The following is a 22,993-nucleotide window of genomic DNA, read 5'->3' as shown; positions in this document are numbered from 1 at the left end:
CGATGACCAGTGCGGGAAACCTCCCGCCAGACACGCGTGGCTGCAACAGGGCGGCCACGGGACACAGAAGGCGGGCACCATGCGCACGCGTATCCGGGTTCTAGCTCCTCTCGCGATGGCGGTGGCACTGACCGCCGCCTGCGGGGAGTCCGGTTCCTCCGGCTCCGACGAGGGCGGCAGCGGCGGCGGCACGGCCTCCGGCGAGGCCTGCGTCCCCATCGAGGGTGACCAGCTCGTCGTCCTCGAGGACGACATGGAGCTGCAGAACGCCGACAACGTCATCCCGGCGGTCAACGCAGCCACCGCGGCTTCCAACCCGGCGCTCCTGCCGGCGCTGGACGCGATCTCCGCCGCCCTGACGACCGACGACCTCATCGCGCTCAACGCCGCGGTCGACGTCGAGCGGCAGAGCGCGGACGAGGTGGCCGCGGGCTGGGTCGAGGAGTCCGGTGTCACCGAGGGGCTGGAGCAGGGCAGCGGCGCGATCGTCGTGGGCGGCGGCAACTTCACCGAGTCCACCGTGCTGGCGACCATCTACGCCGACGTCCTCACCGCCGCGGGCTTCGACGCCTCGGTCCAGGAGGTGGGCAACCGCGAGCTGTACCTGCAGGCGCTGAAGTCCGGCCAGATCCAGGTGTTCCCCGAGTACCTGTCCACGGTCACCGAGTTCCTCGAGGACGACGAGAACAGCGAGATCGCGTCCGGGGACGTCGACGCGACCGTGGCCGCGCTGCAGCCGCTCGCCGAGGCCAACGGGCTCGTGTTCGGGGAGCCGTCCGAGGCCGCCGACCAGAACGCCTTCGCCGTCACCACGGCGTTCGCCGACGAGCTCGGCGTCAGCACGCTCTCGGAGCTGGCCGACGCCTGCGGCGACGGGTCGCTCATCCTCGGTGGTCCGGCCGAGTGCCCCGAGCGGCCGTTCTGCCAGCCGGGTCTCGAGGAGACCTACGGGCTGGAGTTCGACAGCTTCCGCGAGCTCGACGCCGGTGGCCCGCTGACCAAGGCCGCCATCCAGCAGGGCGAGATCTCGGTCGGCCTGGTCTTCAGCTCCGACGGCGCGCTCGCCCAGGACTGAGCTAGTACCAGCCGCCGCCGGGGGGCAGCTGCTCCCCGGCGGCGACCGGCGCCTCGAGCCGGTTGCCCTCGGGTGCCAGCGGGCACGACCAGCGCGGGTCGTAGGCGCAGGACGGGTGGTAGGCCAGGTTGAGGTCGAGCACCAGCCGGTCCCCGGTGCTGCCGAGGTCGGCGCCCTTGACGGTGTCGAGCAGGTAGCGCCCGCCGCCGTACGTGGTGCGCCCCGCCGTCCCGTCGCGCAGCGGCACGAACACGCCGCCGCCGTAGAGCGCGACCCACCACACGTCCAGCCGGCCCAGCCCCGGGAGCGCCACGGCACCGATCCGCTCCAGCGGCACGCTTCCGTCGGCCGCCGTCGGGATCTCCAGCCGGGCGGGCTCGGCGCGCTCCAGCACCGGCTCGAACCGGAGCGCGGGGTCGTAGGGGGCGAACGGCAGCCCGTCGAACGTCGCGCGGGCGGCGGCGTCGAGCGGCGAGTCGGGGTGCGTGGCGAACAGCTCGTCCCGGCCGTCCCGCCAGGTGCGCCACCCCGCCTCGGGGTCGGCGGAGGAACGGGTGGCGGCGTAGAGCGCGGCCGTGCGGCGGCGCCAGTCCAGCAGCGACAGGGTCACCGGCCCACTGTCCCAGCCGGTCCCGACGACGGCAGGACGCCGACCTCCGGAGGATGAACGACGAGGGGTCGCGCCGCTACGCTTGGTGCATGCCCCGCAGCCACGACGACGCCGTCGCCGGTGGGGTCCCCAGGCGTGTGCTGGTCGTCGCCGGAGGCTTCCTGCTGGCGGCGGCCGCCACCCTGGCCGTCTTCCTCACCGACAACCCCCAGTACCTCCGGATCGCCGTCGTCGCCGTGGCCTGGGCCTTCGTGCTCGCCACCTTCGCCGCCGGGCGCCGGGGGGGCGACCGGGCGGCCGCGGCCGCCCGCGAGGCGCAGCTGCGCCGGACCTACGAGCACGAGCTCGACCTCGAGGTCGCCGCCCGTCGCGAGTACGAGCTCGAGCTGGAGAACGAGCTGCGGCGGCAGACCGAGCAGACGATGCGCGAGGAGCTCGACGCGCTCCGCGGCGAGCTCGCCGCGCTCGCCGAGCTGCGCGACCAGGTCGCCGGCGTGGCGGCGCTGCGCGCGGACCTCTCCGGCCTGTCCGGCCTGCGCGAGGAGGTCGCCCGGGTGGCCGCGATGCGCGACGACATCGTGGCGCTGGGCTCGCTGCGGCACGAGCTGGGCCAGCTGCACGAGCTGCGCGACGACATGGGCCGGCTGCGTGCGGAGCTGACCGAGCAGCTCTCCTCGGAGATGCTGATCGAGCGGATCGTCATGCGCACCCAGGCCAGCCGGGTGCCGGGGGAGCCGACCCGAACGCTGGAGGCATCCTGGGGTGACGAGACCCCGCGCGAGCTGACCGGCGGCTGGCCCGCCGTCCGTCTCGACGAGGCGCGCGAGACCCGGCAGTTCGAGCAGGTGCGGGTGGAGCGGACCGACGTCCGCCCCTCGCCGGCCCCGCACACCGCCGCGTCCTGGACGCCGCCCGCCCCGCACACCAGCGTGTTCGCCGGGCCGCAGCCCTCCCGGCTGGGACCGCCCCCGACCGCCGCGCCGGGCGTCCCCGATCCCGCGCCGGCGGACCCCGCGCCCCGCGCGCCGGCCACGACGACGTTCCCGCTGCTCCCGCCGCCCACCCCCGTCGCGCCGCCGCCCTCGCCGCTGGACTGGCTGGTGGCCCGCGAGCTGCTCGACGTCCCGGAGGTGCCGGCCGCCGCGGAGCTGCCCGCCGCTCCCGAGGTGCCGGCGGTGCGGCCGGCGCCGCCGCGGCCCTCCCCGCGGCGTCGCCGGAGCGACGACGCCGAGCTGCCCCCGGTGCCGGTCGCCGAGGCGCGCACGGCCGAGCAGCCCGGTCCGGGGCGGGCCCGGCCCCGCATCGAGGACCGCGGCGGGTACCGCGTCGCGATGCCCGACCCGGCCCCCACCCCGGCGCTCCCGCCGGTGCAGCCGGCCGGCCCGACCACGTCCCCGGGCAGCGCCAACCGGCTCGCCGAGATCCTGGCCGAGAACGGCGTCAGCCCCGCGGCCGGCGGCCGGCGGCGGCGCCGCTACCGCGAGGACGGCGACGGCTCCGACGACGTGCTCTCCCGGGTGCTCGGCCGCGACTGAGCGGTCCCGCCGTCAGCGGCCCTTGACGCCCGAGCCTCCGTCGAGCACCAGCGTCTGGCCGGTGACCCAGCCGGCGCCGTCGCCCAGCAGGTAGGCCGCTGCCTCGCCGACGTCCTCGGGCACACCGAGCCGGCCGACCGGGTAGCCCGCGGCCACCTCGGCCTCGCGGCCTTCGTACAGGGCCTCGGCGAAGCGGGTCTTCACCACGGCCGGGGCCACCGCGTTGACCCGGACCTTCGGGCCCATCTCCACTGCGAGCTGCGCGGTCATGTTGATGACCGCCGCCTTGCTCACGCCGTATCCGCCGATCATCTGCGAGGACCGCAACCCGGCCACCGACGCCACGAACAGCACCGAGCCGCCGTGCTCGGACATCCACGCCCGCCAGGCCTGCTGCACGAGGTCCAGCGACGCGACCACGTTGGTGTCGAGGATCTTGCGGAAGGCGTCGAGGTCGAGGTCCATCATCGGGCCGTAGACCGGGTTGATGCCCACGTTGCCGACCAGCATGTCCAGGCTGCCGAAGGTGTCGACGGCGGTGCGCACGGCGGCGGCGCGGTGCGCGGCGTCACCGGCGTTGCCCGCGACCGCGACGGCGACGTCGGGCCCACCGAGCGTCTCGACCGCCTCGGCGAGCGCCTCGGGCTTGCGGGCCGTGAGCACCACCTTCGCGCCGCGCTTCACCAGGCTCTGGGCGATGCCCAGGCCGATGCCGCGGCTTCCGCCGGTCACCAGAGCGGTCCGTCCCTCGAAGCTGTCCACGCCGTCTCCTGTCGCTGTAGGGGTGTTCCGGGTCACGTTAGGTGCGGCTCCCGGCGGCACGGCCGCCACCCCGCGTGAGCCATGCCACACCGCCCGCGCGTTGCACACCGGACGAGGGAGTTCCACACTCGCCCTCGGCGTTCTTCCTGCGCGACACCCACGGTTGCAGCAGGCCACGCCGGTACGGCCCGCGAGACCAGCACGACCCGGCTCCCGACCCTGGGAGCCGTGAACCGACGTCCGGTACCCGTTCGGGACTGGAACGAGAGGTGCACCGATGCCTGCTGCCCGCAGGAACGTCCGCGCTGCCGGACTCCCCTCGGCTGCCGATGCGCCCGCGCGCCTGCGCGTGGGGATCATCGGCGCCGGCCGTGTCGGCGCCGTCCTCGGCGCCGCGCTCTCCGCCGCAGGTCACGACGTCGTCGCCGCCTCCGGCCTGTCCGCCGCATCCGCCGAGAGGGCCGCCCGCCTGCTGCCGGGCGTGCCGCTGCTGCCCGCGGACCAGGTGGTCGCCGCGGCGGACCTGGTCGTCCTCGCCGTTCCCGACGACACCCTCCCCGGCCTCGTCGCCGGCCTCGCCGAGACCGGTGCCTGGCGGGCCGGTCAGCTCGCCTTCCACACCTCCGGCGCGCACGGCCTGGCGGTGCTCGCCCCCGCCGAGCGCGCCGGTGTCCTGCCGCTCGCCCTGCACCCGGCGATGACCTTCACCGGCGCCCCCGAGGACGCCGACCGGCTCGCAGGCACCCCCTTCGGGGTGACCAGCCACCCCTCCTACCGCCCGGTCGCCGAGACGCTGGTCCTGGAGATGGGCGGCGAGCCGTTCTTCGTCGCCGAGGGCGACCGCACGCTGTACCACGCGGCGCTGGTCACCGGCGCCAACCACCTGGTCACCCTGGTGGCCGAGGCCGCGGACCTGCTGCGCACCGCCGGGGTCTCCGAACCGGCCCGGATCCTCGCGCCGCTGCTCTCCGCCGCCCTGGACAACGGGCTGCGCCGCGGCGACCGCGGGCTGACCGGTCCGGTCAGCCGGGGCGACGTCGGCACGGTCGGACGCCACGTGGAGACCCTCGCCGAGCGGGCGCCGGAGTCCGTCGCCGCCTACGTCGCGATGGCCCGCCGCACCACCGAGCGCGCGCTGGCCGCCGGCCGGCTCAAGCCGCACGAGGGCGCCCCGCTGCTCGACCTGCTGCGCTCGTCCACCCACCCCGCCACCCCGGCGGAGACCCACGACGAGGAGGCCGCGCGGTGACCGTCCTCTTCCGTCCCGAGGTGGTCGAGTCGGCCGCGGACCTCGCCGCCCTGCGCGCGAGGCTGCCCGGTCCGGTGGCGCTGGTGCCGACCATGGGTGCGCTGCACGAGGGGCACCGGGCGCTCGTCCGCGCGGCGAAGGAGACCGCCGGAAGCGTCGTCGTCTCGATCTTCGTGAACCCGACCCAGTTCGCCCCCGGCGAGGACTTCGACCGCTACCCCCGGACCTGGCAGGAGGACCTGGACGCCCTGGCCGACGAGGGTGCCGACGTCGTCTTCCACCCGCCGGTCGAGGAGGTCTACCCGCCGTCCGCCGTCGGCGTGATCGTCGACCCGGGCCCGCTGGGCTCGGTGCTCGAGGGCGCGGTCCGCCCGGGGCACTTCGCCGGCGTGCTCACCGTCGTCGCCAAGCTGTTCGGGCTGGTGCGGCCGGACCTCGCCTTCTTCGGCGAGAAGGACTACCAGCAGCTGACCCTCGTCCGGTCCATGGCGCGGGAGCTGGCGCTCCCGGTCGAGGTGGTCGGGGTACCGACCGTCCGCGAGGACGACGGACTGGCGCTGTCCAGCCGCAACCGCTATCTCGACGCCGAGCAGCGGGCCGCCGCCGCGACGATCTCCGCCGCGCTGCGTGCCGGTGCCGCGGCCGGGGCGCAGGGCGCCGAGGCCGTCCTCGCCGCGGCCCGGGCGGTCCTCGACCGGCGCCCGGACCTGTTCCAGGACTACCTCGAACTCACCGATACCGACCTGGGGCCGGCGCCCGCCGCCGGACCCGCCCGCCTGCTGGTCGCCGTCCGCGCCGGCAGCACCCGACTCCTCGACAACACCGCTGTGACCCTGGGAGACCTCGCATGATGCGCACGATGCTCAAGTCCAAGATCCACCGTGCGACGGTCACCCAGGCCGACCTGCACTACGTGGGTTCGGTGACCGTCGACGAGGACCTCCTCGACGCCGCCGACCTGATCCCCGGCGAGCAGGTCGCGATCGTCGACATCACCAACGGCGCCCGGCTGGAGACCTACGTCATCCCCGGCGAGCGCGGCACCGGCGTCATCGGCATCAACGGCGCCGCCGCGCACCTGGTGCACCCCGGCGACCTGGTCATCCTGATCAGCTACGGCGGCATGGACGAGACCGAGGCCAAGAGCTACCTCCCCAAGGTCGTGCACGTCGACGCCGCCAACCGGATCGTCGAGCTCGGCGGCGACCCCTCGGCACCCGTGCCCGGTGCGACCGACCAGCAGCGCAGCGACCTCGGCGTCCCGGTCCGGTGACTCCCCGGGCGGGCGGGGCGCGGCCGTGCTGCTGACCGTCGACGTCGGCAACAGCCAGACCGTCCTCGCCACCTTCGACGGGGCCACCCGGGTCGGCTCGTGGCGGGTCACCACGGCGCCGCACGCCACCTCCGACGAGCTGCTCATGCTGTGGCGGGGGCTGTTGCGCGACACCACGGTCACCGGCGTCGCCGCCTGCTCGGCGGTGCCGGCCCTGCTGCCGGCTCTCCGCCGGCTGCTGGACTCCCTCGACGTGCCCGTGGTCCTCATCGGGCCCGGTGTGCGCACCGGCGTGCCGCTGCACGTGGACAACCCGCGCGAGGTCGGGGCCGACCGGGTGGTCACCGCCCTGGCCGCCCACGAGCTGTTCGGCCGCGGGCCGGGAGGCGCCGCCCGGCCGGTGGTCGTGGTCGACTTCGGCACCTCGACCAACGTCGACGCCGTGGGGCCCGGTGGGCAGTTCCTCGGCGGCGCGCTCGCACCCGGGGTCGAGGTCAGCCACGACGCGCTGGCCTCCCGGGCCGCACAGCTGCGCTCGGTGGAACTGACCGCGCCCCCGCACGCCATCGGCAAGAACACCGTGGCCGCGCTGCAGTCGGGCCTGGTGCTCGGGTTCGCCGGGCTCGTGGACGGGCTGGTCGGCCGGATCGCCGCGGAGCTGGTCGCCCAGTTCGGGACGGCTCCGGTCGTCGTGGCCACCGGGGGACTGGCCCCGCTGATCGCCGACAACTGCCGCACGATCTCCGAGCGGGAACCCGACCTGACGGTGCACGGCCTGCGGCTGGCCTTCGAGCGCCACCAAGCCCGCCCGTAGGCTCGGGCCCCGTGGACGACGCACCGAACCGCCCGGCCGTGGACGACGACGGCGGCATGGACGAGCTGCCCGAGCAGATGCGCGTCCGTCGCGCGAAGCTCGACCGGCTCCGCGAGTCGGGCATCGACCCGTACCCCGTGACCGTTCCCCGGACGACGACGCTGGCCGCCGTGCGCGCCGCGCACCCCGACCTCGAGCCGGACACCATGACCGGCGAGCAGGCCGGCGTCACCGGGCGGGTGATCTTCTTCCGCAACACCGGCAAGCTCTGCTTCGCGACGCTGCGCGAGGGCGACGCCGAGCTGCAGGTCATGCTCTCCCGGGACCGCGTCGGCGAGGAGTCGCTCGCCGCGTGGAAGGCCGACATCGACCTCGGCGACCACGTGCTGGTCACCGGCGAGGTGGGGACGTCGCGCCGCGGCGAGCTGTCGGTCTTCGCCGATTCCTGGCAGCTGACCGCCAAGTCGCTGCGTCCCCTGCCGGTGGCGCACAAGCCGATGAGCGAGGAGCTGCGGGTCCGCCGCCGCTACGTCGATCTGATCGTGCGCGACGAGGCCCGCCGCACGGTGCGCCAGCGCGCCACGGTGATGTCCTCCCTGCGCGCCGGCCTCACCGCGCGCGGCTACCTCGAGGTCGAGACGCCGATGCTGCAGACCGTGCACGGCGGCGCGGCGGCCCGGCCGTTCCGCACGCACATGAACGCCTTCGACCTGGACCTCTACCTGCGCATCGCGCCGGAGCTGTTCCTCAAGCGCTGCATCGTCGGTGGCCTGGACCGGGTCTTCGAGATCAACCGCAACTTCCGGAACGAGGGCGCCGACAGCTCGCACTCCCCGGAGTTCGCGATGCTGGAGGCCTATCAGGCCTATGCGGACTACCAGGAGATGGCCACGGTGACCCGTGAGCTGATCCAGGACGCCGCCGCGGCGCTGTTCGGCGACCACACCGCGCGCCACCACGACGGCACCGAGGTGGACCTGTCGGGGGAATGGCCGCAGATCCCGCTCTACACCGCCGTCTCCGAGGCCGTGGGGGAGGAGATCACGCCGGAGACGCCGATCGAGGCGCTCCGCGCGGTCGCCGAGCGGCACGACGTCGGCGTCGACCCGCAGTGGCTGCCGGGCAAGGTCGTCGAGGAGATCTTCGAGGCACTGGTCCAGGACTCGCTGCAGTCCCCGACGTTCGTCATCGACTACCCGGTGGACACCTCGCCGCTGACCCGCGCGCACCGCTCGACCCCGGGCCTGGCCGAGAAGTGGGATCTCTACATCGGGGGGATCGAGCGGGCGACCGCCTACTCCGAACTGGTCGACCCCGTGGTGCAGCGGGAGCGGTTCACCGCGCAGACCGTGCTGGCCGCCGCGGGTGACCCCGAGGCCATGGCGCTCGACGAGGACTTCCTCGAGGCGCTCGAGTACGGAATGCCGCCGACCGGCGGCATGGGCATGGGGATGGACCGCCTCATGATGACGCTCACCGGACTGGGCATTCGCGAGACGATCCTCTTCCCGCTCGTCCGCCCCCTTCCTTCCTGACTCTTTCCGAGAATCCGAGTTTCTGTTACCGCTCCATTCGGTGACATAGTCGATCTGCCTGCGACTAATGGTCGGTCGCTGTGGTTTGATGATTTCGTCGCCGACGGCGACGCACCCATCCGATCACGGGGCTGGGAAAACAGGAGTGAGGAACGGAAATGGCTCGCAAGGTACAGGTCATCCTGAGTGACGACCTCGACGAGAATCTCCCCGCCGACGAGACCGTGAGCTTCTCGCTCGACGGGACGTCGTACGAGATCGACCTCGCGGAGAAGAATGCCGCGGAACTGCGCGACGTCTTCTCCCGCTACGTGTCCGCCGCGCGCAAGGTCGGTCGCGGCAGCCGCGGCGCCTCCGGCGGAGGTCGCTCCCGCGCCACCGGCGGTCGCATGGACCGCGAGCAGGCCGGCGCGATCCGCGACTGGGCCCGCAAGAACGGCCACCAGGTCAGCGACCGCGGCCGCATCCCGGCCGGCGTGGTGGAGGCCTACGAGGCGGCTCACTGAGTCGCTCCACCCGCACGTCGCGGAGGCCCGGTTCCCCATGGGGGACCGGGCCTCCGTCGTCCCCGGGTCGCCCGCCGGCGTCCGCTGACGGCGTAACCCCGGCGGAACAGCGCTCCACGCGCATCGGTTGGACCGGACAGCCATCCACCACGCCCGTCGGACCGCGACGGGACGGGGAGGTTCGCGACTACAGTGGAATGACCGGTGCCCCCAGCGCCGACGGATGTCGGGTGCTCCTTCCCAGACCAGGGGAGGACAGTGCCGGACCAGCCGGTCGAAGGAGAAGCAGCAGATGTTCGAACGGTTCACCGACCGAGCCCGCCGTGTCGTCGTCCTGGCCCAAGAAGAGGCCCGGATGCTCAACCACAACTACATCGGCACCGAGCACATCCTCCTGGGCCTGATCCACGAGGGTGAAGGCGTCGCTGCGAAGGCCCTGGAGTCCCTGGGCATCTCGCTCGAGGGTGTCCGCCAGCAGGTCGAGGAGATCATCGGGCAGGGCCAGCAGGCGCCGTCCGGGCACATCCCCTTCACCCCGCGGGCCAAGAAGGTCCTCGAGCTCTCGCTCCGCGAGGCGCTCCAGCTCGGCCACAACTACATCGGCACCGAGCACATCCTGCTCGGCCTGATCCGCGAGGGCGAGGGCGTCGCCGCCCAGGTCCTCGTCAAGCTCGGGGCCGACCTCAACCGCGTCCGCCAGCAGGTCATCCAGCTGCTCTCCGGCTACCAGGGCAAGGAGCCGGCCGCGGCCGGCGGCCCGGCCGAGGGCACGCCGTCGACCTCGCTGGTCCTCGACCAGTTCGGCCGGAACCTGACCCAGGCCGCGCGCGACTCCAAGCTCGACCCGGTCATCGGGCGGGCCAAGGAGATCGAGCGCGTCATGCAGGTCCTGTCGCGCCGGACCAAGAACAACCCCGTCCTCATCGGCGAGCCCGGCGTCGGCAAGACCGCCGTCGTCGAGGGCCTGGCCCAGGCCATCGTCAAGGGCGAGGTGCCCGAGACGCTGAAGGACAAGCAGCTCTACACGCTGGACCTCGGCGCGCTCGTCGCCGGTTCCCGCTACCGCGGTGACTTCGAGGAGCGCCTGAAGAAGGTGCTCAAGGAGATCCGCACCCGCGGCGACATCATCCTGTTCATCGACGAGATCCACACCCTCGTCGGTGCGGGTGCCGCGGAGGGCGCGATCGACGCCGCCAGCATCCTCAAGCCGATGCTGGCCCGCGGTGAGCTGCAGACCATCGGCGCCACCACGCTCGACGAGTACCGCAAGCACCTGGAGAAGGACGCCGCGCTCGAGCGCCGCTTCCAGCCGATCCAGGTGGGCGAGCCGACGCTCGCCCACACGATCGAGATCCTCAAGGGCCTGCGCGACCGGTACGAGGCGCACCACCGGATCAGCATCACCGACAGCGCCCTCGTGGCCGCTGCGACGCTGGCCGACCGGTACATCTCCGACCGCTTCCTCCCGGACAAGGCGATCGACCTGATCGACGAGGCCGGCGCCCGGATGCGGATCAAGCGGATGACCGCCCCGCCGGACCTGCGCGAGTTCGACGACAAGATCGCCGGCATCCGCCGCGAGAAGGAGTCGGCGATCGACGCGCAGGACTTCGAGAAGGCCGCGGCGCTCCGCGACACGGAGAAGACCCTGCTGGGCGAGAAGGCCGAGCGCGAGAAGCAGTGGAAGGCCGGCGACATGGACGTCGTCGCCGAGGTCGACGACGAGCAGATCGCCGAGGTGCTGGCCAACTGGACCGGCATCCCCGTCTTCAAGCTCACCGAGGAGGAGACCTCGCGTCTGCTCCGCATGGAGGACGAGCTCCACAAGCGGATCATCGGCCAGGAAGAGGCCATCAAGAGCGTCAGCCAGGCGATCCGGCGCACGCGGGCGGGTCTCAAGGACCCGCGCCGTCCCGGTGGCTCGTTCATCTTCGCCGGCCCCTCGGGTGTCGGTAAGACCGAGCTGGCCAAGGCGCTGGCGAACTTCCTCTTCGGCGAGGACGACGCGCTCATCCAGATCGACATGAGCGAATTCCACGACAAGTTCACCGTGTCGCGGCTCGTCGGTGCGCCCCCCGGCTACGTCGGTTACGACGAGGGTGGCCAGCTGACCGAGAAGGTGCGGCGCAAGCCGTTCTCGGTGGTCCTCTTCGACGAGATCGAGAAGGCGCACGCGGACGTGTTCAACACGCTGCTGCAGGTGCTGGAAGATGGTCGGCTCACCGATGGCCAGGGCCGGATCGTGGACTTCAAGAACACGATCCTGATCCTCACGACCAACCTCGGTACGCGGGACATCTCGAAGGCGGTCGGGCTCGGCTTCCAGGCCGGTAACGACTCGACGAGCAACTACGAGCGGATGAAGCTCAAGGTCAACGAAGAGCTCAAGCAGCACTTCCGGCCGGAGTTCCTCAACCGCATCGACGACATCGTCGTGTTCCACCAGCTGACCGAGAACGAGATCGTGCACATCGTCGACCTCATGGTCGCCCGTGTGGAGACCCAGCTGGCGGCCAAGGACATGGCGCTGGAGATCACGCCCGCGGCCAAGAAGCTGCTGGCCTCCCGTGGCTTCGACCCCGTCCTGGGTGCCCGGCCGCTGCGCCGGACCATCCAGCGCGAGATCGAGGACGCGCTGAGCGAGAAGATCCTCTACGGGGAGCTGTCCGCCGGGCAGATCATCGTGGTGGACGTCGACGACGCCGAGGGCGCGCTGCAGAAGTTCACCTTCCGCGGCGAGCCCAAGCCGGTCGCCGTCCCGGACACCCCGCCGGTCGCCCTCTCGGGCGCCGAGGGTGACGAGGACGGGCCGGCCGCGGCCGAGTAAGCACCCCCCGCACGACGAAGGAGGCCCCTCCGCCCGCACCGGGCGGAGGGGCCTCCTGTCGTTAGGCCGGGAGGCGGAAGAGGCCGTCCTCGGTCTGCTCGACCAGACCGTCGGCGAGCAGCGAGTCCAGGCAGCGCGAGCGCTGGACGGCGTCGTCCCAGGCGGGCTCGAGGGCCGCGGCGTCCACGGGCTCCGGCGCGGCCCGCAGCACGTCGAGCAGCCGGCCGCGCACCTGCCGGTCGGTGCCGGCGAACTTCTGCACCCGCCGGGCCGGGCCGTCGTGCGCGGGCGAGCCGGCCAGCCGCCAGGCGCACCGGTCGCGGACCGGGCACGTCCCGCACCGCGGGGTGCCGGCCACGCAGACCAGCGCGCCGAGCTCCATGATCGCCACCGAGAAGCGCACCGCCCGCTGCTCGTCGACCGGTGCGAGGACGGCGACGTCGTCGAGGTCGGCGGCCCGGGCGGTGCCGGCCTCCGCGCGGCCGTGCACCAGCCGGGCGACCACCCGCCGGACGTTGGTGTCGACGACGGGCTGCCGCTGACCGTGGCCGAAGCAGGCCACCGCGCGGGCGGTGTACGTGCCGATCCCCGGCAGCGCCTCGAGCTCGGGGACCGCCGACGGGACGACGTCCCCGTGCCGCTCCGCGATCGCCGCCGCGGCCTCCCGCAGCCGCAGCGCCCGCCGCGGGTAGCCGAGCTTGCCCCAGGCGCGGATGACGTCGGCCGGGCTCGCGGCCGCGAGCGCGGATGGCCGCGGCCAGCGGGCGAGCCACTCCCGCCAGACCGGCTCCACCCGGGCCACCGGCGTCTGCTGCAGCATCACCTCGCTGACCAGCACCGCCCAGGCGTCCACCCCGGGACGGCGCCACGGGAGGTCGCGGGCGGCGCCGGCGAACCAGTCGACGATCACCTCGCCCGCAGCCGGTCCGGTGTGCGGCGCGGGACGGATGGGAAGGCTGGTCACGAGGGTCCAGTGTGCCGTCCCCGGGGAGCGGCGTGCCGGGTCGGGCGGCGGGGCCTGCCCCGGCTAGCGTTCCGCCCGTGCTGCACCCGGTCGGACCGCTCCCGACGCGCGTCTACTGGCGCCGTCGCCTGGTGGTGCTGGCCGTCCTGCTCGCGGTCCTGGGTGCCGGCACCTGGGGCGGGTTCCTGCTGCTCTCCGGTGGGTCCGCGAACGCCGGTGGGAGCGCCTCGACGGAGGCGGCGGAGCCGGCGCCGACGCCGGCCCTGGAGCTGGTCGTGCCCTCGCTGACCGCCGTCCGCACCCCGGAGCCACCCGAGCCGGTGGCCGCCGATCCGGCCCTCCCGGCACCCGAGGTCGCCGCTGCGCCGCCGGTCGAGGCGGGCGGGCCGTGCAGCGACGACATGCTGGCGGTCGAGGTCCGCACCCCGGGCACGGCTGCGGTGGGCGCCAAGCCGGTGTTCGAGCTCGTCGTGGTCAACGCGTCGGCCACGCCCTGCGTGCGCGACCTGGACAAGGGGCTGCAGGAGCTGATCCTGCTCGACGGCGCGGGCGCGCGGGTGTGGGGCAGCAACGACTGCTTCCCCGAGTCCGGCCCCGACGTGCGGACGCTGGCGCCCGGTGAGGCGGTGGTCTTCCCCGTGGTGTGGGGCGGGCTGACCAGCGCGCCCGACTGCGCCGGCGAGCGGACCCCGCCACCGCCCGGCAGCTACGCCGTCCGCGGCCGGCTGGACACCAAGAGCTCACCGGACGCGGCCCTGGCGCTCACCTGATCGGTGGACCGGCGCTCATCCCACCCGGTCGCGCCGATCCCCCGGCCCTAGTGTTGCCGCTCGACATGAGGCGGGCACCCTGGAACGACCAGCCACCGGCTCCGGACGACGTCCAGAGCCTCCTCGCCTGGCGCCGTACGGGGCTCGTGCTCGGGTGGGCGGCGCCCGTCCTCGCCGCAGCCGCGGGCCTGGTGTGGCTGGTGGACAGGCGGGGGTCCGACGAGCCGGGAACCACCCTGGTCGTGCTGACGGTCGGCGCGGCCCTCACCGCGGTGCTCGCGCTGGTCTACCTGCGACGGGTCTTCTCGTCGGCGGAGACCGCCGGCGACCTGGCGGTCGTCCGGGTCCGCCGCTGGTCCGACGGGGCGGTCACCACCTGGGGTGCCGCGCTGCTCCTCCGCGTCCTCTTCGAGCAGCTGCTGGGACTCGGGGGAGCCTGGCTCGACGCGGTCACGACCGTGCTGGGCACGATGGCCGTGACGGCTTACGTGTGGATGCTCCTGCTGACCACGCGGTGGCACCCGGCGCTGAGCGCCGGTGGCGATCAGCTGTAGCGGTCGAGGATCGAGGTCTCGGCGAGGCGGGAGAGCCCCTCGCGGATCCCGCGGGCCCGGGCCTCGCCGACGCCCTCGACGGCGAGCAGGTCCTCGATGGTGGCCGCGAGCAGCTTCTGCAGCCCGCCGAAGTGCTCCACCAGCCGGTCGATGATCCCCGACGGCAGCCGCGGCACCCGGTTGAGCAGCCGGTACCCGCGCGGGCTGACGGGGGAGTCGAGCGCGTCGGGCGAGGTGGGCAGCCCGTAGCAGCGGGCCACGGCCGAGAGGTCCAGCAGCTCGGTGGCGGTCAGCGCGCGGAGGTCGGTGAGCACCTGGTCGATCGTGCGGACCCGGCGGCCGCCGTCGGGCAGGTAGTCGCGGACGAGCAGGCCGCGGTCCTCCTCGACACCGGCGAGCATCTCGTCGAGCTGCAGCGCCAGCAGCCGGCCGTCGGTACCGAGCTCGACGACGAAGCCCTCGATCTCGTCGGCGATGCGGCGGACCATCTCCAGCCGCTGGCTGACGCTCATCGCGTCGCGCACCGTGACGAGGTCCTCGATCTCCAGGGCGGAGAGCGTGCTCGCCACCTCGTCGAGCCGCAGCTTGTACCGCTCCAGGGCCGCGAGCGCCTGGTTGGCGCGCGCCAGGATCGTGGTGGGGTGCTCCAGGGTGTACCGGCGCCCGGTCACGTAGACGCTGATGATGTGCATCGACTGGCTCACCGAGATCACCGGGAAGCCGGTCTGGATCGCGACCCGTTCGGCCGTGCGGTGGCGGGTGCCCGACTCCTCGGTCGGCACGGTCGGGTCGGGCATCAGGTGCACTCCGGCGCGCACGATCCGGCTGCCGTCGTAGGAGACGATGACCGCGCCGTCCATCTTGGCCAGCTCGCGGAGGCGGGTGGCCGACAGTGCGACGTCGAGGGCGAAGCCGCCGGTGCACAGGGACTCGACCACGCGGTCGTAGCCCAGGACGATGAGCGCGCCGGTACGGCCGGCCAGGATGCGCTCCAGACCGTCGCGCAGGGCGGTGCCCGGAGCGATCCGGCCGAGGAGCTCGCGCAGTGCGACCTCGGCGTCCTCAGCGGCGGGCACGAGCGCTCCTGACGGTCGAGTGGTGCGGATGCCGAGTCTACGTGCCCTGCCCACGGGGGACCGGGCTCCGGGTCAGCATCTCAGATGCGGAACCCCCAGGGCTCAGAAGAGCCGGGAGAACGCCGATCCGAGATCGGGCACCTCGACCAGGCGGATGCCGGGCGGCGGGGGGCCGGCGTCCGGCGGGACGAAGGCCACCTGGTACCCCTGCCGGGCGGCCTCGGCCAGCCGGCGGCCGGTGCCGCCCACCCGGCGGATCTCGCCGGACAGCCCGACCTCGCCGAGCGCGATCATCCCGGGCGGGAGGGCGCGGTCGCTGGAGGCCGAGGCGATGGCCAGCGCGAGGGCGAGATCGGCCGCCGGCTCGGCGATGCGCACGCCCCCGACGGAGGCCGCGAACACGTCGGCGTCGGCCAGCTTCACCCCGCCGCGGCGCTCGACGACGGCGTTGATCATGGCCACCCGCTGGGCGTCGAGACCACTGACCGCCCGCCGCGGGGAGCCGCCGCCCGAGGAGCTGGCGACCAGGGCCTGCACCTCGGCGAGCAGGGGCCGGCTGCCCTCCATCGTGACGGTGACGCAGCTGCCCGGCACGGGGGCCGCGCGCCGCGAGACGAACAGCGCCGAGGGGTCGGGCACGCCGACCACGCCGGTGTCCCCGATCTCGAAGCAGCCGATCTCGTCGGCCGGGCCGAACCGGTTCTTGGTGGCGCGGACCAGCCGCAGCGTGGAGTGCCGCTCCCCGTCGAAGGAGATGACGACGTCGACCAGGTGCTCCAGGGTGCGCGGGCCGGCGATCGCGCCGTCCTTGGTCACGTGGCCGACCAGGATCGTGGTCATCCCGCGGCTCTTCGCGACGGCGGTCAGCGCGCTGGCGACCGCGCGGACCTGCGTCGCACCGCCGTCCGTGCCGTCGCCGGGGGAGCGCACCGTCTGGACGCTGTCGAGGACGAGCAGCGTCGGGTTGACCTGCTCGACGTGCGAGAGGACGGCCGAGAGCTCGGTCTCGGCGGCCAGGTAGAGCCGCTCGTGCAGGGCGCCGATGCGCTCGGCGCGCAGCCGGACCTGGCCGGCCGACTCCTCGCCCGACACGACCAGCGCGGGGCCGTTGCTCGCGGCGACGCGGTGGGCGACCTCGAGCAGGAGCGTGCTCTTGCCGACCCCGGGCTCGCCGGCGACCAGCAGCACCGCGCCGGGGACCAGCCCGCCACCGAGGACGCGGTCGAACTCACCGATGCCGGTCGGGACGGCCCGTGCGCCGGCCAGCTCGACCTCGGCGATCGGGCGGGCGGGTGCGGTGACCGGGCCCGCCGCGACGGCGCGGAGCGAGGGACCGGCCGTGCCGATCTCCTGGATCGTGCCCCAGGCCTGGCACTCCGGGCAGCGGCCGACCCACTTCGCCGAGGCGTAGCCGCACTCGGTGCAGCGGTGGGCGGGGCGGGCGGTCTTCACTCCGGCGGGCGGCACGGGGCGACGCTAACCCCGGCCACCGACAGGACGCGGGAGCGCCGCCGGCCGGGAAGGTCGGTCAGTCGCCGACGGCGGACTCGCGCTCGCGCGCGACGTCCTCGGCACCCTCGGTGCCCTCTTCCTCCGAGTGGTGGAAGTCGAAGCCCTCCTCGCGCTCGAGCTCCTCGGCGGGGGTCGCGACCGTGGCCATGACCGTCACCTCGCCGGCGTTCTCGAAGGTGAGCACGAGGGACAGGTGCTGCCCGACGGTCAGAGGCTCGTCCAGGTCGGTCAGGGTGATCGTTCCGTCGTCGGAGCCGACGAAGACCGTGGTGTCCGCCGGAAGCTCGATCTCGTCGGACGCCGAGGTGGACGCGCTGCCCGACGGGGTGCCGGCGATCTCGACGTCACCGAAGCCCTCGCCCTCGACCGAGACGAGCGTGTCGGCCTCGTCGCCGGTGTTGACGATGGCCATCGTCAGCTCGGCGTCGTCGCCGGCGTCGTAGCTCCCGCTGCGCGGGTGGGCCAGGTTCACCTGGCGCAGGGTGAGGTCGCCGACCTCCGCCATGGCGCCGACCTTGTCCCGCTCCTGGGTGGCGGTCTGTGCGACCTGTCCCGCGCTGCACGCGGAGAGGGCAACGGGTGAGAACAGAGCAACGCCCACGATGGCGGCCCGCAGAGCGCGCTTCACAGCCGTCGACCTCCACACAGGTTCGGTCCGGCCACCGCGGGTTCGGTGGCGCGAGGATCGCCTGGAGCCTAACGGGCGCTCCCGGCGACTCGCCCGCAGGGAAGGCGTGAACCGCGGGGCCGCCGGCTCAGGTGACGCCGGCGCCGCCGGTCACGAGCAGGACGACGTCGAGCACGGTCAGGAGCATGACGGCGGGGAAGGCGAGCCGACGCCCGCGCCGGGTGCCGGCCAGCGCGGCGACGACGGCCGCGGGCACCGCGACCACCAGGCCTGCCCAGCCGGCGGCGGTCGGAGGGCCGTCCGGTCCGAGCACCAGCACGAGCGAGGCCGCGAGCAGCAGCACGGCGCAGGTGATCGCCGAGACGGTCGCGCCCAGCCGGTGGGGGAGGCCGCGCACCCCGGTGGCGAGGTCGTCCTCGAGATCGGGGGCGACGTTGGCCAGATGAGCGGCAGCACCCAGGGCCCCACCGGCGGCCACCAGCCACCACGGCGCCGACGGCGTGCCCGGTGCGGCGGCGACCACGCCGGCCGGCAGCGCACCGAACCCGGTCACGTAGGGCAGCGCGGAGAGGGCGGTGCGCTTCAGTCCCGCGTTGTAGGCCCAGCCGCTGGCCACCAGGGCAAGCAGCAGCAGCCCCGGGACGATCCCCAGCAGGAGGGAGAGGACGACGGCGACGGCGACGGCGGCGAGGGCCGCGGATCGCAGCAGCGCGGGGGCGACGGCGCCCTGCACCACCGGCTTGTCGGATCGGGCGACGGCGCGGTCCCGATCGGCGTCGAGCCAGTCGTTGCTCCAGCCGATGGACGCCTGACCTGCGAGAACAGCGACGAAGATCACTCCGGTCCGCGCGCCGCCGACGTCCGCGGCGACCGCCAGCAGCGTCGCGACGACGGTGACCGCCACCGCCGGACCGGGATGCGTGGCGCGCGCCAGACCGGCCGCGAGAGCCCGCCACGAGCCCGGTGCACGCACATCGGTCATGCCTCTGTCAACCCCTCGCCCGAGGCGGACCTGCCTTCTGACCTGCACCTTTGCAGCACGACTCGGGTCCGTCGGGTCAGTCTGCCGTGGTACTCTGGAGTCAGCGAAAGGGGTCACATTCACATGGGCTTCACTGTCGGCGAGACCGTCGTCTATCCGCACCATGGTGCCGCTCTGATCGAAGCGATCGAGCAGCGGACCATCAAGGGCGTCGAGCGAGCTTATCTCGTACTGAAGGTCGCCCAGGGCGATCTGACCGTGCGCGTCCCGGCGGACAACGCCGAGATCGTGGGCGTTCGCGATGTCGTGGGCCAGGAAGGCCTCGACAAGGTGTTCGAGGTGCTCCGCACCCCGCACACCGAGGAGCCGACCAACTGGTCGCGCCGCTACAAGGCCAACCTCGAGAAGCTGGCCTCCGGTGACGTGAACAAGGTCGCCGAGGTCGTCCGCGACCTCTGGCGTCGCGACAAGGACCGTGGCCTGTCGGCGGGGGAGAAGCGCATGCTCTCCAAGGCCCGTCAGATCCTGGTCAGCGAGCTCGCGCTCGCCGAGGGCACCAACGAGGACAAGGCCGAGATCCTGCTCGACGAGGTTCTCGCCAGCTGAGCTCGCTCTCCTCGAGCACTCGGCTCCTGAAAGACGTCCGGACCACTCCCGTGCACGCTGTCGCGATCGTCGCAGCGGCCGGGAGTGGTTCGCGTCTGGGGGCCGATCTCCCCAAGGCGCTGGTGCCGCTCGCCGGCCGTCCGCTGGTCTGCTGGGCGGTCGAGGGCCTGCTCGCCGGCGGCGTGGCCGAGGTCGTCGTCGTCGTGCCGGCCGCGCAGCGCGCGGAGTTCGAGGCCGTGCTGCCACCGGAGGTCACCGTCGTGGACGGGGGCGCCACCCGCACCGCGTCCGTGCGGGCCGGCCTGGCCGCCGCCGGCTCCGCCGCCACCGCCGTGCTGGTGCACGACGCCGCCCGCCCGCTGACCCCGCCCGGGGCGGTCGCCCGGGTGCTCGGCGCCCTCGGCGCCGGGGCGCTCGCGGTGGTGCCGGTGCTCCCGGTCGTCGACACCACCGTGCTGGTCGACGACGACGGCCTGGTCGTCGACGCCGTGCCGCGCGCACCGCTGCGGCGCGTGCAGACCCCCCAGGGCTTCGACCGGGCCACCCTCGAGGCCGCCTACGACGCGCTGGAGCCCGACGCCGAGCTCACCGACGACGCCGCCGTCGTGCGGCGGGCCGGGGTCGCGGTGACCACGGTGCCCGGTGACGAGCGCTCGGCGAAGGTCACCGTTCCGCACGACCTGGCCCTGGCCGAGCTCACCCTGACCCTCGGAGAGACCACCACATGAGCACCGCACTGCCGCGCGTCGGCGTCGGCACCGACGTCCACCCGGTCGAGGCCGGCCGCGCCTGCTGGCTCGCCGGGCTGGAGTGGCCGGGCGTCGACGGCTGCGCCGGCCACTCCGACGGCGACGTCGTCGCCCACGCGCTCACCGACGCCGTCCTCTCCGCGGCGGGGATGGGCGACATCGGCGCGCTGCTCGGCACGGACGACCCGCGATGGGCCGGCGCCCGGGGTGCCGACGTGCTCGCGCACGTCCGCGCCGTCCTCGCCGACGCCGGCTGGCAGGTGGGCAACGCCGCGGTGCAGCTGGTCGGGAACAGCCCCAAGGTGGGCCCCCGCCGTGCCGAGGCGGAGGCGGTGCTGTCCGCCGCGCTCGGTGCTCCGGTGAGCGTGACCGCCACCACCACCGACGGCCTGGGCCTCACCGGCCGGGGCGAGGGGCGGGCCGCGGTGGCCACGGCCCTGGTGGTCCGGACGGGGGAGCCCGCCTCTCCGGAGGCGTGAGCACGGCCCGCGACTCCGTAGACTCGGCGCAGTGAGCCTCCGCCTGTACGACACGGCCGCCCGTGCGGTCCGCGACTTCACGCCCCTGCGTGCCGGTCGGGCGTCGCTCTACGTCTGCGGTCTCACCGTGCAGGGTCCGCCGCACGTCGGCCACATCCGGGCCGCGGTCTCCTTCGACGTGCTGCGCCGCTGGCTGGCCGCGAGCGGCCTCGAGGTCACCTACGTCCGCAACGTCACCGACATCGACGACAAGATCCTGGCCAAGGCCGCGGAGCACGATCTCCCGTGGTGGGCCTGGGCCTTCCTGAACGAGCGCGCCTGCACCCGCGCCTACGACGTCCTGGGCGTGCTGCCCCCCACCTACGAGCCGCGGGCCACCGGCCACGTGCCGGAGATGGTCGGGCTGATGCAGCGGCTGATCGACCGCGGGCACGCCTACGCCGTCGACGGCGACGTGTACTTCGACGTCCGCTCGTTCCCGGAGTACGGCGCGCTCACCGGGCAGCGGCTCGAGCACCTGGAGCCCGCCGCCGACACCGACACCGACGAGCGCAAGCGCGACCCCCGCGACTTCGCCCTCTGGAAGGCGCACAAGCCCGGCGAGCCGGAGACGGCGGCGTGGGACACCCCGTGGGGCCGTGGCCGGCCGGGCTGGCACCTGGAGTGCTCGGCGATGGCCGGCAAGTACCTCGGCGAGGCCTTCGACATCCACGGCGGCGGCCTGGACCTGCGGTTCCCGCACCACGAGAACGAGCAGGCGCAGTCCCGCGCGGCCGGCGACCGGTTCGCCCAGTACTGGATGCACAACGGCTGGGTCACCCTCGGCGGCGAGAAGATGAGCAAGTCGCTGGGCAACACCGCCCAGGTCGACGAGGTCGTCAAGCGGGTGCGCCCGGTGGAGCTGCGCTACTACCTCGTCGCGCCGCACTACCGCTCGATGATCGAGTTCACCGACGCCGCGCTGGACGAGGCGGCCGCCGGCTACCGGCGGATCGAGTCGTTCGTGAAGCGCGCGGTCGAGAGGGTGGGTGTGGACGCCGGCGGCTGCGAGCTGCCGGAGGCGTTCCGCACGGCTCTGGACGACGACCTCGGCACCCCCGCCGCGATCGCGGCCGTGCACGAGGGCGTCCGGCTGGGCAACACCGCGCTCGGCGACGGGGACGACGCCGCGACGGCGGCTGCTCTCGGGGCCGTGCGCGCGATGCTCGGCGTCCTCGGGCTGGACCCGCTGGACCCGCAGTGGGCTCCCGGCTCCGACGACCGGCTCGCGCAGGCGACCGACGGGCTCGTGGCGCTCGCGCTGCAGCAGCGCCAGGCCGCACGGGCCCGCAAGGACTTCGCCGCCGCGGACGCGATCCGCGACCAACTGACCACCCTCGGCGTCTCCGTCGAGGACACCCCTGATGGACCCCGATGGGAGCTGAGCCGCTGATGGCCGGCAACAGCCAGCGCCGAGGCCGTAGCGACGGCGCAGGCAAGAAGCGCGCCACCGCCGGCACCGGTGGGAAGAACCGCCGTTCGCTCGTGGGCCGGGGCGCGACGCCGCCGGCCGAGGCGCGTCCCGGGCACCCCGCCCAGCGCAAGGCCGCGGCCGAGGCGCACGCCCGCTCCGAGCGCGCCCGCGCCCGGGCCCGCTCCGAGGAGTCGCCGGAGCTGCTGCTCGGCCGGAACCCGGTCGTGGAGGCGCTGCGCGCGCGCATCCCGGCGAACGCGCTCTACGTCGTCACCGGTGACAACCAGCGCCTGACCGACGAGCGGATCACCGAGGCGCTGGCCCTGGCCGCCGACCGCGGGCTGCCGCTGCTCGAGGTCGGGAAGGCCGAGTTCGACCGGATGTCCCAGGGTGCGCTGCACCAGGGCATCGGCCTGCAGGTGCCGCCCTACGACTACGCGCACCCCGACGACCTGCTCGACCTGGCCCACGACTCGGGCCGCCCGCCGCTGCTGGTCGCGCTCGATGGCGTCACCGATCCGCGCAACCTGGGTGCCGTCGTGCGTTCCGCGGCGGCCTTCGACGCGCACGGCGTCGTCGTGCCCCAGCGTCGCGCCGTGGGCATGACGGCCTCGGCCTGGCGCACCAGCGCCGGTGCCGCCGCCCGCATCCCGGTCGCGCGGGCGGTCAACCTGCCGCGCGCCCTGGGCTCCTACCAGGACGCCGGGTTGCAGACGGTCGGCCTGGCCGGCGAGGGCGACATCGAGCTGCACGAGTACGACGGCTTCGCCGACGCCGTCGCACTGGTGGTCGGCGCGGAGGGGACCGGCCTGTCGCGGCTGGTGCGGGAGAAGTGCGACGTCGTCGTGCGCATCCCGATCGACCGGGACACCGAGTCGCTCAACGTCAGCGTCGCGGCGGGCATCGCGCTGTACCAGGTCGCGATGGTCCGGCGCTCCTCCGGAGCGCACCGCGGCCAGGAGCCGTCCCCCAGCTGAGCTGAGCCGTTGCCTCTCCGGGGGGTGGAGGAGCACACTCCGCGCCACCGCCCCCCG

Annotated in this window: 23 protein-coding genes; 16 read left to right on the top strand and 7 right to left on the bottom strand. The window is 74.0% G+C overall.

The genetic code is table 11. The features are described 5' to 3' along the window. The first annotated feature begins 79 nt into the window (after window positions 1–79). Entirely contained in the window at window positions 80–1,075 is a 996-nt protein-coding gene (locus CRP29_RS03870) for a glycine betaine ABC transporter substrate-binding protein (protein WP_097193684.1), read from the top strand. 1 nt (window position 1,076) lies between these two features. Here the strand turns inward: CRP29_RS03870 and CRP29_RS03865 are convergent, their stop codons facing one another. Further along, on the bottom strand, window positions 1,077–1,685 hold the full coding sequence (locus CRP29_RS03865; protein ID WP_097193683.1) for a DUF1684 domain-containing protein: 609 nt from the start codon (window positions 1,683–1,685) through the stop codon (window positions 1,077–1,079). 89 nt (window positions 1,686–1,774) lie between these two features. Here CRP29_RS03865 and CRP29_RS03860 point away from each other — a divergent pair, with 89 nt between their 5' ends. Further along, entirely contained in the window at window positions 1,775–3,220 is a 1,446-nt protein-coding gene (locus CRP29_RS03860) for a DUF6779 domain-containing protein (RefSeq protein WP_097193682.1), read from the top strand. A gap of 12 nt (window positions 3,221–3,232) precedes the next feature. Here the strand turns inward: CRP29_RS03860 and CRP29_RS03855 are convergent, their stop codons facing one another. Further along, window positions 3,233–3,982 (bottom strand): SDR family oxidoreductase, encoded by a 750-nt coding sequence (locus CRP29_RS03855; RefSeq protein WP_097193681.1) that lies wholly within the window; start codon window positions 3,980–3,982, stop codon window positions 3,233–3,235. Between the two features lie 277 nt (window positions 3,983–4,259). Here CRP29_RS03855 and CRP29_RS03850 point away from each other — a divergent pair, with 277 nt between their 5' ends. The 7 genes from CRP29_RS03850 (at window position 4,260) to CRP29_RS03820 (ending at window position 12,186) form a co-directional block, all read left to right on the top strand. Beyond that, a complete protein-coding gene (locus CRP29_RS03850; protein WP_097193680.1) occupies window positions 4,260–5,231 on the top strand; it encodes a Rossmann-like and DUF2520 domain-containing protein in 972 nt (323 codons plus the stop codon). Next, window positions 5,228–6,082 (top strand): pantoate--beta-alanine ligase, encoded by an 855-nt coding sequence (gene panC / locus CRP29_RS03845; RefSeq protein ID WP_245852392.1) that lies wholly within the window; start codon window positions 5,228–5,230, stop codon window positions 6,080–6,082. The genes CRP29_RS03850 and panC overlap by 4 nt, the downstream gene beginning before the upstream one ends. Next, a complete protein-coding gene (gene panD / locus CRP29_RS03840; protein ID WP_097193679.1) occupies window positions 6,079–6,504 on the top strand; it encodes an aspartate 1-decarboxylase in 426 nt (141 codons plus the stop codon). The genes panC and panD overlap by 4 nt, the downstream gene beginning before the upstream one ends. A 25-nt stretch (window positions 6,505–6,529) precedes the next feature. Continuing rightward, window positions 6,530–7,318: a type III pantothenate kinase gene (locus CRP29_RS03835; protein ID WP_097194092.1), complete on the top strand. Its 789-nt coding sequence runs from the start codon at window positions 6,530–6,532 to the stop codon at window positions 7,316–7,318. 11 nt (window positions 7,319–7,329) lie between these two features. Continuing rightward, window positions 7,330–8,853 (top strand): bifunctional lysylphosphatidylglycerol synthetase/lysine--tRNA ligase LysX, encoded by a 1,524-nt coding sequence (gene lysX / locus CRP29_RS03830; RefSeq protein WP_245852390.1) that lies wholly within the window; start codon window positions 7,330–7,332, stop codon window positions 8,851–8,853. 158 nt (window positions 8,854–9,011) lie between these two features. After that, window positions 9,012–9,359: a histone-like nucleoid-structuring protein Lsr2 gene (locus CRP29_RS03825; RefSeq protein WP_097193678.1), complete on the top strand. Its 348-nt coding sequence runs from the start codon at window positions 9,012–9,014 to the stop codon at window positions 9,357–9,359. A 292-nt stretch (window positions 9,360–9,651) separates the two neighbouring features. Next, window positions 9,652–12,186 (top strand): ATP-dependent Clp protease ATP-binding subunit, encoded by a 2,535-nt coding sequence (locus tag CRP29_RS03820; RefSeq protein WP_097193677.1) that lies wholly within the window; start codon window positions 9,652–9,654, stop codon window positions 12,184–12,186. Between the two features lie 61 nt (window positions 12,187–12,247). Here the strand turns inward: CRP29_RS03820 and CRP29_RS03815 are convergent, their stop codons facing one another. Continuing rightward, window positions 12,248–13,150, bottom strand: coding sequence for an HhH-GPD family protein (locus tag CRP29_RS03815; RefSeq protein ID WP_281256763.1), 903 nt, complete (start codon window positions 13,148–13,150; stop codon window positions 12,248–12,250). Between the two features lie 77 nt (window positions 13,151–13,227). Between CRP29_RS03815 and CRP29_RS03810 the strand changes: the two genes are divergently transcribed. Next, window positions 13,228–13,920, top strand: a complete 693-nt coding sequence (locus tag CRP29_RS03810; protein WP_097193676.1) for a MucR family transcriptional regulator — start codon at window positions 13,228–13,230, stop codon at window positions 13,918–13,920. Window positions 13,921–13,985: 65 nt separating this feature from the next. Next, window positions 13,986–14,474 carry a hypothetical protein gene (locus CRP29_RS03805; RefSeq protein WP_141437038.1) on the top strand — a complete coding sequence of 163 codons (489 nt, stop codon included), beginning with the start codon at window positions 13,986–13,988 and terminating at the stop codon, window positions 14,472–14,474. Here CRP29_RS03805 and disA read toward each other — a convergent pair. From disA to CRP29_RS03785, 4 genes are all read right to left on the bottom strand, one after another. After that, window positions 14,465–15,550: a DNA integrity scanning diadenylate cyclase DisA gene (gene disA, locus CRP29_RS03800; RefSeq protein WP_097193674.1), complete on the bottom strand. Its 1,086-nt coding sequence runs from the start codon at window positions 15,548–15,550 to the stop codon at window positions 14,465–14,467. The genes CRP29_RS03805 and disA overlap by 10 nt on opposite strands. A 102-nt stretch (window positions 15,551–15,652) precedes the next feature. Then, the gene (gene radA / locus CRP29_RS03795; RefSeq protein ID WP_097193673.1) at window positions 15,653–17,017 is read right to left on the bottom strand and encodes a DNA repair protein RadA; all 1,365 of its coding nucleotides are present in this window, start codon (window positions 17,015–17,017) and stop codon (window positions 15,653–15,655) included. A gap of 61 nt (window positions 17,018–17,078) precedes the next feature. Next, the gene (locus CRP29_RS03790) at window positions 17,079–17,690 is read right to left on the bottom strand and encodes a copper chaperone PCu(A)C (protein WP_097193672.1); all 612 of its coding nucleotides are present in this window, start codon (window positions 17,688–17,690) and stop codon (window positions 17,079–17,081) included. A gap of 127 nt (window positions 17,691–17,817) precedes the next feature. Beyond that, window positions 17,818–18,672: a UbiA family prenyltransferase gene (locus tag CRP29_RS03785; RefSeq protein WP_097193671.1), complete on the bottom strand. Its 855-nt coding sequence runs from the start codon at window positions 18,670–18,672 to the stop codon at window positions 17,818–17,820. A gap of 123 nt (window positions 18,673–18,795) precedes the next feature. On the opposite strand from CRP29_RS03785, the gene CRP29_RS03780 reads away from it, so the two are divergent. From CRP29_RS03780 to rlmB, 5 genes are read left to right on the top strand one after another with little or no spacing between them, the layout of a single operon-like run. Continuing rightward, window positions 18,796–19,278, top strand: a complete 483-nt coding sequence (locus tag CRP29_RS03780) for a CarD family transcriptional regulator (RefSeq protein WP_097193670.1) — start codon at window positions 18,796–18,798, stop codon at window positions 19,276–19,278. 50 nt (window positions 19,279–19,328) lie between these two features. Next, a complete protein-coding gene (ispD, locus tag CRP29_RS03775) occupies window positions 19,329–20,006 on the top strand; it encodes a 2-C-methyl-D-erythritol 4-phosphate cytidylyltransferase (RefSeq protein WP_097193669.1) in 678 nt (225 codons plus the stop codon). Beyond that, window positions 20,003–20,506, top strand: coding sequence for a 2-C-methyl-D-erythritol 2,4-cyclodiphosphate synthase (gene ispF, locus CRP29_RS03770; RefSeq protein WP_097193668.1), 504 nt, complete (start codon window positions 20,003–20,005; stop codon window positions 20,504–20,506). Before ispD ends, ispF begins: the two co-directional genes overlap by 4 nt. Before the next feature lie 31 nt (window positions 20,507–20,537). Further along, the gene (gene cysS / locus CRP29_RS03765; protein WP_097193667.1) at window positions 20,538–21,938 is read left to right on the top strand and encodes a cysteine--tRNA ligase; all 1,401 of its coding nucleotides are present in this window, start codon (window positions 20,538–20,540) and stop codon (window positions 21,936–21,938) included. Continuing rightward, the gene (rlmB, locus tag CRP29_RS03760) at window positions 21,920–22,936 is read left to right on the top strand and encodes a 23S rRNA (guanosine(2251)-2'-O)-methyltransferase RlmB (protein ID WP_245852387.1); all 1,017 of its coding nucleotides are present in this window, start codon (window positions 21,920–21,922) and stop codon (window positions 22,934–22,936) included. The genes cysS and rlmB overlap by 19 nt, the downstream gene beginning before the upstream one ends. Window positions 22,937–22,993 lie beyond the last annotated feature (57 nt).

The organism is Blastococcus aggregatus (assembly GCF_900221005.1).
Lineage (GTDB): Bacteria > Actinomycetota > Actinomycetes > Mycobacteriales > Geodermatophilaceae > Blastococcus > Blastococcus aggregatus.
The sequence above is the reverse complement of the archived record's forward strand: the minus strand, read 5'-3'. Positions and strand labels throughout refer to the sequence as shown.

Excerpts from the sequence above, each read along its gene's own strand:
- CRP29_RS03870 (WP_097193684.1), top strand. The coding sequence starts at position 80 with ATGCGCACGCGTATCCGGGTTCTAGCTCCTCTCGCGATGGCGGTGGCA.
- CRP29_RS03860 (WP_097193682.1), top strand. The coding sequence starts at position 1,775 with ATGCCCCGCAGCCACGACGACGCCGTCGCCGGTGGGGTCCCCAGGCGT.
- CRP29_RS03850 (WP_097193680.1), top strand. The coding sequence starts at position 4,260 with ATGCCTGCTGCCCGCAGGAACGTCCGCGCTGCCGGACTCCCCTCGGCT.
- panD (WP_097193679.1), top strand. The coding sequence starts at position 6,079 with ATGATGCGCACGATGCTCAAGTCCAAGATCCACCGTGCGACGGTCACC.
- CRP29_RS03825 (WP_097193678.1), top strand. The coding sequence starts at position 9,012 with ATGGCTCGCAAGGTACAGGTCATCCTGAGTGACGACCTCGACGAGAAT.
- CRP29_RS03820 (WP_097193677.1), top strand. The coding sequence starts at position 9,652 with ATGTTCGAACGGTTCACCGACCGAGCCCGCCGTGTCGTCGTCCTGGCC.
- CRP29_RS03805 (WP_141437038.1), top strand. The coding sequence starts at position 13,986 with ATGAGGCGGGCACCCTGGAACGACCAGCCACCGGCTCCGGACGACGTC.
- CRP29_RS03785 (WP_097193671.1), bottom strand. The coding sequence starts at position 18,672 with ATGACCGATGTGCGTGCACCGGGCTCGTGGCGGGCTCTCGCGGCCGGT.
- CRP29_RS03780 (WP_097193670.1), top strand. The coding sequence starts at position 18,796 with ATGGGCTTCACTGTCGGCGAGACCGTCGTCTATCCGCACCATGGTGCC.
- ispF (WP_097193668.1), top strand. The coding sequence starts at position 20,003 with ATGAGCACCGCACTGCCGCGCGTCGGCGTCGGCACCGACGTCCACCCG.
- rlmB (WP_245852387.1), top strand. The coding sequence starts at position 21,920 with ATGGGAGCTGAGCCGCTGATGGCCGGCAACAGCCAGCGCCGAGGCCGT.